9 protein-coding genes, 1 pseudogene and 1 riboswitch are annotated in these 7,241 nt (G+C 37.6%); of the genes and pseudogenes, 7 read left to right on the top strand and 3 right to left on the bottom strand.

Going from position 1 to position 7,241, the window contains the following annotated elements:
• Positions 1–81 precede the first annotated feature (81 nt).
• The 4 genes from comGG (at position 82) to AB685_RS24480 (ending at position 1,655) form a co-directional block, all read left to right on the top strand.
• Complete coding sequence (gene comGG / locus AB685_RS24495) at positions 82–471, top strand: competence type IV pilus minor pilin ComGG (protein ID WP_047973201.1); 390 nt, start codon at positions 82–84, stop codon at positions 469–471.
• Positions 464–964 carry a shikimate kinase gene (locus AB685_RS24490; protein ID WP_047973200.1) on the top strand — a complete coding sequence of 167 codons (501 nt, stop codon included), beginning with the start codon at positions 464–466 and terminating at the stop codon, positions 962–964. The genes comGG and AB685_RS24490 overlap by 8 nt, the downstream gene beginning before the upstream one ends.
• A 47-nt stretch (positions 965–1,011) precedes the next feature.
• Positions 1,012–1,200 (top strand): YqzE family protein, encoded by a 189-nt coding sequence (locus AB685_RS24485; RefSeq protein WP_047973199.1) that lies wholly within the window; start codon positions 1,012–1,014, stop codon positions 1,198–1,200.
• Positions 1,201–1,409: 209 nt separating this feature from the next.
• On the top strand, positions 1,410–1,655 hold the full coding sequence (locus AB685_RS24480; protein WP_047973198.1) for a DUF2626 domain-containing protein: 246 nt from the start codon (positions 1,410–1,412) through the stop codon (positions 1,653–1,655).
• A 66-nt stretch (positions 1,656–1,721) separates the two neighbouring features.
• Here AB685_RS24480 and AB685_RS24475 read toward each other — a convergent pair whose 3' ends face one another.
• Complete coding sequence (locus AB685_RS24475; RefSeq protein WP_047973197.1) at positions 1,722–2,357, bottom strand: MBL fold metallo-hydrolase; 636 nt, start codon at positions 2,355–2,357, stop codon at positions 1,722–1,724.
• 335 nt (positions 2,358–2,692) lie between these two features.
• Between AB685_RS24475 and AB685_RS24470 the strand changes: the two genes are divergently transcribed.
• On the top strand, positions 2,693–2,872 hold the full coding sequence (locus tag AB685_RS24470; protein WP_047973196.1) for a DUF2759 domain-containing protein: 180 nt from the start codon (positions 2,693–2,695) through the stop codon (positions 2,870–2,872).
• A gap of 42 nt (positions 2,873–2,914) precedes the next feature.
• Here AB685_RS24470 and AB685_RS24465 read toward each other — a convergent pair whose 3' ends face one another.
• Together AB685_RS24465 and AB685_RS24460 are read right to left on the bottom strand one after the other, a co-directional pair.
• Positions 2,915–3,712: a YqhG family protein gene (locus AB685_RS24465; protein ID WP_047973195.1), complete on the bottom strand. Its 798-nt coding sequence runs from the start codon at positions 3,710–3,712 to the stop codon at positions 2,915–2,917.
• On the bottom strand, positions 3,690–5,372 hold the full coding sequence (locus AB685_RS24460) for an SNF2-related protein (RefSeq protein WP_047973194.1): 1,683 nt from the start codon (positions 5,370–5,372) through the stop codon (positions 3,690–3,692). Before AB685_RS24460 ends, AB685_RS24465 begins: the two co-directional genes overlap by 23 nt.
• 211 nt (positions 5,373–5,583) lie before the next feature.
• Positions 5,584–5,680: riboswitch (glycine riboswitch) on the top strand.
• A gap of 189 nt (positions 5,681–5,869) precedes the next feature.
• Here AB685_RS24460 and gcvT point away from each other — a divergent pair.
• Together gcvT and AB685_RS24450 are read left to right on the top strand one after the other, a co-directional pair.
• Entirely contained in the window at positions 5,870–6,973 is a 1,104-nt protein-coding gene (gcvT, locus tag AB685_RS24455) for a glycine cleavage system aminomethyltransferase GcvT (RefSeq protein ID WP_047973193.1), read from the top strand.
• A gap of 15 nt (positions 6,974–6,988) precedes the next feature.
• Positions 6,989–7,241 (top strand): annotated as a pseudogene (locus tag AB685_RS24450) (glycine dehydrogenase); the annotation flags it as partial.

Genomic DNA, 7,241 nt, shown 5'->3' with positions numbered 1-7,241 from the left:
GATGCGATGTGAAGCTAATTGATGGTCAGGAAGCGAGTCGTGTTATGATGCCTATGTATGGGGTTAGCCAGGGGGTTAGGGATGAAGAATGAACGAGGATTTGTATATCCCATCGTTTTAATATTGTGCASCCTTTTACTGTTTGGTTTTCTAACTCRTACAAATATCTATCTACAAGAAAAGAGGTTTATTGCAGAACAAAATCATATAATCCAATTAGATTCATACTTGCAAATGAGTATAGTGGATTTTTTAGAGGAGGTAAGTTCTAACGGAAACTCTTCAACATTTTCCTTTTCATATGATGGTGGGGTCGTTACACTTGTAGTAGTGACTAAAAACGAAAGTGAATGGCATGTAGCGATGCGAGCGACTCTTAATGAGCCTTTTCGTACTCGAAATGCGCAATTTTATTATGATCCTAATCATCATGTGATAAAGGAATATTGGGGGGTATCAAGGCGTGAATGAGAAAATTTATCTTACAGGCTTTATGGGTTCTGGAAAAACGACTGTAGGCCAAGCCTTAGGGAAGGCGATTGGCTATCAAGTAATTGATACGGACCAATGGATTGAGCAGACCTACAAGACGTCTATTTCGACTATTTTTGAAGAAAAAGGGGAGGGCTATTTTAGATCCCTTGAAACAGAGGCACTTCGCAATCTTTTGAATAAAAGAGCTATTATTACGACTGGGGGAGGAATCGTAGTACGTGAAGAAAATCGACAAATCATGAAGCAATCAGGTAAAGTCATCTTTCTTGATTGTGAAATAGAAGAAGTGATTCGACGTACTTCGATGGATCACTCTAGACCATTATTAAAACAAAAAAACAAAGAACAGATTTCAGCAATGTTTAAGGAACGACTCCCCTTTTATAGAGAGGCTGATATTCAGATCGACACAACAGGTAAATCGATTCTAAGTTTGGTTGAAGAATTAAAATCACTTATGCTTAGATAGCTTGAAATATGGTCATACTAAAACGAATAATCGTTGAGGTGATGATCGTGTCATTAAATGACTATGTAAAGTTTTTAACACAACAATTTGTTCTAAGGCTTGATCAACCAAAAGAAGTTAGAAAAAAAGAGAAAGCTGCAAAGAAAGCAGAACGTCCTCCATTTGCTTATCGTACTTTTGGAATTGTACCACTTGCTATCAGCCTGCTTTTTAAAAAAAGAGCATCAAAAAAATAGGCAAAAATTATCAGGTAATTAAAGTGAATCTTGATAAATATGTTAGTAAATGTCGATTTAAATCCACGTGACACACATTTGCCACTGATCAAGCATTTACAATCAAAGTTTATCTCGTATATAATAAGTTTGTACTCTATAATTAGATAACCAGCATTATGACTTCCAATTGACGGATAGTGATTGCAAAAGAAGGAGGGAGTAAGCAAATGGAGCGCATGTATCGTGTTTTAGCTTTCTGGACAGGTATCTTCTCAGTCTTGTTCTTTGTTGGTGATATGCTTAACATGGCTTTGCTATTCTTTGCCCAAACAGGTGCATTGCTAGCACTAAGCTATTTAAACTTATCAGAACGTGTGTATATTTACATTTTTGGTGCGTACTTAACGATTTTCTTCGTTGGTTTTACRTACTATTCAACTTTCTTGTTAGTACCAAGCCTTGGAGGTCACTAGGATTTTCGGTACATATACACACAAAAAAGAACGTTGCTCCGTATTGGAACAACGTTTTTTGTTTGCTTAAAAGCCGGATAAGAAAGGATTTCCATCCATTTCTTCTCCTATTGTTGTTGTAGGACCGTGTCCTGATGCGACGGTGGTATCTTCGGGTAATTCTAATAATTTTGAATGGATACTTTTTAGTAACTCTTCGTGGTTTCCTCCGGGTAAATCAGTTCTTCCGATACTTTGTTTGAAAAGAGCGTCTCCTGAGAACACGATACCTTCTGAAGCAAGATAATAGGAGACACTACCTGGTGAGTGGCCAGGTGTGTGAAAAACTTCGAATTTAAACTCGCCGATATGTAGGGGGGCTTCAGAAGTTAAAAGATGGTCAGCAGGTTGAGCTGAAATAGCAGCATCACCTAAAAAGCGTGATGAACCATTTTTATTTGGGTCTGTTAACCAATGCTCTTCTTCTTGATGAATGTATACAGGGCAATTGAATGCATCTCGTACCTCGTCTACTGCACCGATATGATCAAAATGAGCATGGGTTAATAAAATCGCTAACGGATTAATCGATTGATCTTTTAGCCATTTAATAAACTCAGGTCCATTACCACCTGGATCAAAAATAACAGCTTCTTTTTTCTCATTCATTAGTACGTATGCGTTTGTTTGCAACGGCCCTAATGGGATTTGTGTCCAGTTCATTTTATCTCCTCCGTCTTCCTTTTCTCATACTATCACCTTTATCTTACTATCTTCTATAAGATGTTACAAAGGTATGCTCATTTTGTTATCGACTTAGAACGTTCACAGGTACCATTTTTTTGGTCTGTAATTTCCCTTGCTTTTTGAGTATACTGAAGGTAAGAGGGTGAAGTTTATAAAGTAAGCTTTACTCAATGAGATGGTTTTTGTCCAGTGCTTTATCGCTATTGTAAGGTGTTAAGCCTAATATCCTCTTGTTTGAGGACAAGGTTTTGTTTATAATAAGATGTACAAACTGGGTACTGAGTTACATACATAAGGAGGGGTGAGACCGTATGTTTTTAGCAATTACTTTTCTATTAGTAGCGATCCTTTCTGCACTAGGAATTGTGCGTGAAATGCGTAGAAAGAACTTCTTTGCAGTAGGCTTTGCTGCATTATCACTTGCTGTATTTGGCTGGTTCTCAGTCATGACTATTATCTCAATCGTCACTGGTGGCGGGGCAACAGCTTAATGAAAAAACTCCCTTATCAATCCGATGAGGGAGTTTTTTTGTTTAGTGGAAGACTTGTTGTTGTAAATAAAAAATTCCACCATTAATGATCTCAACGATAATTTTAGGTTCATATTGTTCGGTGAGGGCCTGTTTTTCTAACTCATAACTCTCAGGTTTTTCATCATATTCTTCATAAAATTTCTCGAGTAAGGCAAGATCTGCTCCCCACCTGTTCATTGCATCCTCAGCCCAAGTTGAATCTTCATTTTCAGCATACGTTTGCACCATTTTCTGTAAGCGAATAATCCCGCTTTTAGGTGTGATGAGTGGTGATAAAGTAAAACAATAATCTGGAATTGTTGATTTTAATTGTTTTCCTTGAATTGAATCATAAAATCCTGGCACGATTTGACCATGAATTAAATTAAGACCAAGAGATAGAATGACATCTTTCTTTCGATCACATTGAAACGATACTTTTGTATTTAGACATAACCATGGTTGAAGGGGTGTCGAAGTATGTCCTTGAATAGGAACTTGTTCATACAGCCTAATAAAACCGCCTAAGGTTCTAGTTGAAGCAAATAATTGATGAAKGCGAGGAGATCCAAAATGAATCGGTTCTCCCCTTAGATCCTCAGGAGCATTTGCTTTGTCAGTAATAAAGGTAACTTGCATTGGGTTAGGTGTACCGCCAGTCTTTTCTAAATAATGCCAATAAAAGGGTCTATTCATTAATAATTTATCAAGCTCAATCGAGAGCTGAATGGTTAAGTGGGTGGGTGAATTTTCAAGGACTGAGCTATCATTTGCAATAAAATAACGTTCTAGGAAATTATGAATTTGTTGCTGTTGCATCGAGCTCATCACCTCCATCATTTTCTTTCTCGCTTGCTGCTTCGTTCATAATAGCGGCAAGGTGATCTAATTTTATTTTTACTTCTCCATCAGAGTCTGAGTGGACGATAATATCTTTTACATGTTCTTCAATTGAAGGAAGATCAATCCTCGTTAAGATTTCATCGAGTTCACCGATAACCGCTTCAAACAAATGGATTTTCTCATAAAGTAATTTTAGGATATGTTGTTCGACGGTGTCTTCTACAGCAAAATTATAAATGTGAACATCATTTTTTTGTCCGAGTCGATGGATACGGCCTATACGTTGTTCGATTCTCATTGGRTTCCACGGCAAATCAAAGTTTATAATATGACTACAAAACTGTAGGTTAATGCCTTCTCCACCTGCTTCTGTAGCAATTAATACCTGTGCATGAGATTCAAACAATTGTCTCATCCAATCTTTTTTTCCTCGTTTAAATCCGCCTCTAAATGGGACTGAAGATATACCATTTTGTTTTAAGTACCATTGTAGATAAAGTTGGGTTGCCCGATATTCCGTGAAAATGATGACTTTATCATTAATGGATTTTACCAGCTCCAATGCTTTTTCCGCTTTTGCATGTCCATCAATTTCACCGATCATGTTAAGCAGTTTTTCAGCTTGTGGGATGGTACGGTCTTCTTTGTGAGCTTTCTCTATCATATTTTTTAATGTCATAAAAGCAGCTTCACGACTACTACAAATTTCTCTTTGGAGTGTAATCAAAGAAAAGTGGCTAGAGTCCCCTTTAAGAGTTTGCAAAGCATCGTAGAATTCACGTTCTTTTTGACTAAATGTGATAGGAATCGTTTCTACGACTCGTTTAGTCCACTGAATACCTGTTTCTTCTCTTCTATTACGGACCATTACTTTACTGACCAGCTCTCGAAGTTTTTCATCGTTTTTCGGTGAGCGTTTATTCGATCTAAACTCTTTTTCAAAACTGGAAACATCACCAAGATGACCCGGTTTTAACAGAGAGACAAGGTTAAAGATTTCTTCTAGTTTATTTTGTACGGGAGTTGCCGTTAATAATAAACAAAACTTCTTCTTAAGGTTGCGAATAAATTCATAATTTTTTGTTTTTGGGTTTTTAAGCTTATGCGCTTCATCAATAATAATAAGGTCATAGGATTGGCTCATCACAATATCTCGATGGGGTTGCCTTTTAGCCGTATCAATTGAGGCCACAACGACATCACACTGTTCCCACACATACGTTTTCCGTTGAGGGGTGGCTGGAATAAAAAATTTTGTGTTAAGCTCGATTGCCCACTGAGAAACAAGAGAGGCAGGCACAAGGATTAAAGCTTTTTTCACAAGCCCACGAATCATATATTCTTTTAAAATTAGACCCGCTTCAATTGTCTTCCCAAGTCCAACTTCATCAGCAAGAATCGCTTTTCCATTCATCTGTTCAATTACTGTATTAGCAACTTCTATTTGATGAGGGAATGGACTTAATTGTGGGAGGTGGTTAGGGGCAATGAGTCCTTGGAAAGCTGGAATCGTTTGATGTTGCTCAGCTTCATAAGCTAAACGCGCTAATTCCCAACTAGCAAAGGGACCATCTTGATCGAGGCGTTCAAAAAATTGTTCTTGCCAATCATTGTCAAATTGAATGTCGATTTTCATGTGTTGTACATCCTTTCCTAAAAGAAACTATTGCGCCTTTTGAATCGTCTTGGTAGGATATGAGTAGAAGAAAACAGACAATTCGTCGAATTCTGTAAGTTATATTAAGATAATGTATGAATAAATTAGATTTATGACTTTCTTTTCTAGTATGTACCAATTAAAGATAAAACATGAAAAACTGTTCTAATAAAAGTAAAACGATCAGCGGATGAAAGTAGGGGGAGAGACTGTGCGATGGTTGCGCAGCGCCGAAGGAGCAAGCAAAAGTTGCGAATCTCTCAGGCAAAGAAGACTCTTACGGGACGCAGCTCTGGAGAGTGCTCTATAAAAATAGAGCCACCTACGAAGACAGTTCTATTTAGAACGAAACTTTCTGGTTAAAGGACAGGGTTATACATTCATTGTATAACTCTGTCTTTTTTTGTTTATTTATAATCACTTATTAGGTTAGAGATTTCAGAATAGTGTTGGTTTTTAAATAAAGGAGGAGAAGGATGACGACATTAAAACGTACCCCGTTATTTGAGCAATACGCTGAGGCTGGAGCAAGAACAATTGATTTTGGTGGGTGGGATCTTCCGGTACAATTTTCTAGCATTAAGGAAGAGCATGAAGCTGTGCGTACCCAAGCAGGTTTATTTGATGTATCTCATATGGGAGAAGTTGAAGTGAAAGGTGAAAATGCACTAATTTATCTTCAAAAGATGATGACAAACGATGTTAGTAAGCTTGTTGATAATCAAGCTCAATACACGGCTATGTGTTATGAAAATGGTGGAACAGTTGATGATCTATTAATCTACCGTAAATCAAAACATGACTACCTGTTGGTCATTAATGCCTCTAATATTGACAAAGATGTTGATTGGTTGAAGCAACATCTCATAGATGGGGTAGAGGTTACAAATGTATCTGATGATATGGCACAGTTGGCGATTCAAGGCCCGACGGCAGAGGAGATTCTCCAATCACTTACAAAAACAAATCTAAACGAGATTCGCTTTTTCTATTTTCAAGATGAAGTGAATGTCGCTGGGGTGAGTTCACTCGTTTCTAGAACAGGTTATACAGGTGAAGATGGCTTTGAGATCTATTGTTCATCTACTGATGCAGTAACGCTTTGGAAAGAGATTCTAGAGGCTGGTGCAGAGGCAGGATTAGTACCTTGTGGACTTGGTTCTCGTGATACGTTGCGTTTTGAAGCTAAACTACCTTTAWATGGGCAAGAGTTAACAAGTGAGATATCGCCACTTGAAGCCGGAATTGGATTTGCAGTCAAATTAACAAAAGATGAGGACTTTATTGGTAAAGAGGCGTTGAAAAAACAAAAAGAAGAAGGATTAAAACGTAAGCTTGTAGGGGTAGAAATGATCGATAAGGGTATTCCACGTACCGGATATGAAGTGTTCGTAAATGAAGAGCGTGTTGGATTTGTCACGACTGGCACCCAATCACCTACGTTAAAGAAAAATGTCGGACTAGCCATTATTGATAATAAATTTACTGAGGTTGGTACAGAGGTTTACATTCAAGTGCGTAAAAAGAGATTGAAAGCTGAAGTTACTCAAATACCATTTTATAAGCGTCCGATAGCATAAGGAGGATATGGCAATATGACAAACCGCTATTTACCAATGACTGAGCAGGATCAAAAAGAAATGCTAGAAGTAATCGGAGCAAGCAGTATCGAAGAACTATTTTCAGATATTCCTGAGGGGATTAGATTCAAAGGTGAACTTGATATTCCCAAAGCATTAAAAGAACCTGAACTCGTGCGGTATTTTCAAGGATTAGCTTCTAAAAATATTTCTCTTAAGCAAAAGCCTTCTTTTCTAGGGGCAGGAGTATACGAGCATTATATCCCTT

The sequence above is a fragment of the Bacillus sp. LL01 genome (assembly GCF_001037965.1).
The sequence above is the reverse complement of the archived record's forward strand: the minus strand, read 5'-3'. Positions and strand labels throughout refer to the sequence as shown.

Excerpts from the sequence above, each read along its gene's own strand:
- AB685_RS24475 (WP_047973197.1), bottom strand. The coding sequence starts at position 2,357 with ATGAACTGGACACAAATCCCATTAGGGCCGTTGCAAACAAACGCATAC.
- AB685_RS24470 (WP_047973196.1), top strand. The coding sequence starts at position 2,693 with ATGTTTTTAGCAATTACTTTTCTATTAGTAGCGATCCTTTCTGCACTA.